The sequence below is a fragment of the Sulfobacillus harzensis genome, from assembly GCF_012933365.1.
Lineage (GTDB): Bacteria > Bacillota > Sulfobacillia > Sulfobacillales > Sulfobacillaceae > Sulfobacillus_B > Sulfobacillus_B harzensis.
The window spans coordinates 1-1,503 of the sequence record NZ_JABBVZ010000259.1; the positions used below are offsets into that span (position 1 = coordinate 1).

Here is a 1,503-nt window from a genome sequence, read left to right on the forward strand (position 1 = left end):
GAGGGTGTAAGATCTTTTGTGTAAACGTTCCCCGCTGCGGTAAAATTAGGAGATACGCGCCATCCAGGCTCTGGGGCTGTTGATGATACCGTCGCCCCCGCCGTCGGCCGTCAAGGTGTGCCCCGGATGGGGCGGCGAAACCGGCCTTGACGCCGCCGGGGGACGACGCTCCGAATGTTTTGCCCCAGAAGCATGGGTGGAGGGGACGAGCGCATTCACATCATAGGAGGTTTACACCATGTCCCTACTGACGCCCGCTCAATTGAAACAGTTCATTGCCGAGAACCACCTGACGTCGGCCCAGGACGTACAGGAGGCGCTAAAAGCCGTGTTTGCGGAGACGCTGCAAGCCATGCTCGAAGGCGAGTTAAACACCCACCTGGGCTACGAGAAGTATGCGATTGATCACAAACAGACCCCCAATAGCCGCAATGGCCGCTCGAAGAAGACCCTGAGCACTCAGTATGGGGACGTGGAGCTCGCCATCCCCCGGGACCGGCAAGGCACCTTCGAGCCGGCCGTCGTGCCGAAGTATCAGACGACGATGCCCGGCATCGAAGACCAAATCGTGGCGCTGTATGCCCGCGGGATGACGACCCGCGACATCCAGGCGCAACTACAGGACCTCTACGGCATGGACGTGTCGCCGACCCTCATTTCCAACGTCACGGACAAGCTCCTGCCCGTCATTCAGGAATGGCAACAACGGCCGCTAGCGGCCGTGTACCCCGTCGTCTTTTTGGACGCGGTCCATTTCAAGGTGCGCCAAGACGGGCGGGTCGTGACGAAAGCTGCGTACATGGTGGTCGGGATCAACTTAGAGGGCTACAAAGAGGTGCTGGGGATGTGGATCGGGGAGCACGAGTCGGCCAAGTTCTGGCTGTCGGTGCTGACCGAGCTCAAAAGCCGCGGCGTGCAGGACATCCTCGTCGTGGCCGTGGACAATCTCACGGGGTTCAGTGAGGCCATTGCGGCCGTGTTCCCCCGGTCGGATGTGCAGAAGTGCATCGTCCACCAGATCCGGAATTCGCTCAAATACGTCGCCCGCAAGGACTTTGCGGCCCTCGCCGCCGACCTGAAGCCGATCTACAAGGCCGACACGGAAGACGGGGCTAAACTCGCCATGGACACCTTCGAGGCCACCTGGGGGAAGAAATATCCGATGGTGGTGCGGTCGTGGCGCGACAATTGGACCGAGCTGATGACCTTCTTTCAGTATCCGCCGGCCTTGCGGAAGATCCTCTATACCACCAATCTCATTGAGGGGTTTCACCGCCAACTACGAAAGGTGACCAAGGCCAAAGCGCAGTTCCCGACCGATGAGGCCCTCGTCAAAATGCTCTACTTAGCGACCCGAGAAGCGACCCGCAAATGGACGACCCGGATCCAAAACTGGGGTGAAATCTTAGGACAACTAGAAATCTATTTCGAAGACCGAGTCCGCCAGCCCTTACAGAATTTGGAGTCTTGAAAAACTGTTTACACAAAATCCTTGACACTCCT

General features: G+C 58.6%; 1 protein-coding gene. It reads left to right on the plus strand.

The features are described 5' to 3' along the window. Positions 1 to 238: 238 nt before the first annotated feature. Positions 239 to 1,471, plus strand: coding sequence for an IS256 family transposase (locus HIJ39_RS22880; RefSeq protein WP_169103333.1), 1,233 nt, complete (start codon positions 239 to 241; stop codon positions 1,469 to 1,471). Positions 1,472 to 1,503: the final 32 nt, after the last annotated feature.

Excerpts from the sequence above, each read along its gene's own strand:
- HIJ39_RS22880 (WP_169103333.1), top strand. The coding sequence starts at position 239 with ATGTCCCTACTGACGCCCGCTCAATTGAAACAGTTCATTGCCGAGAAC.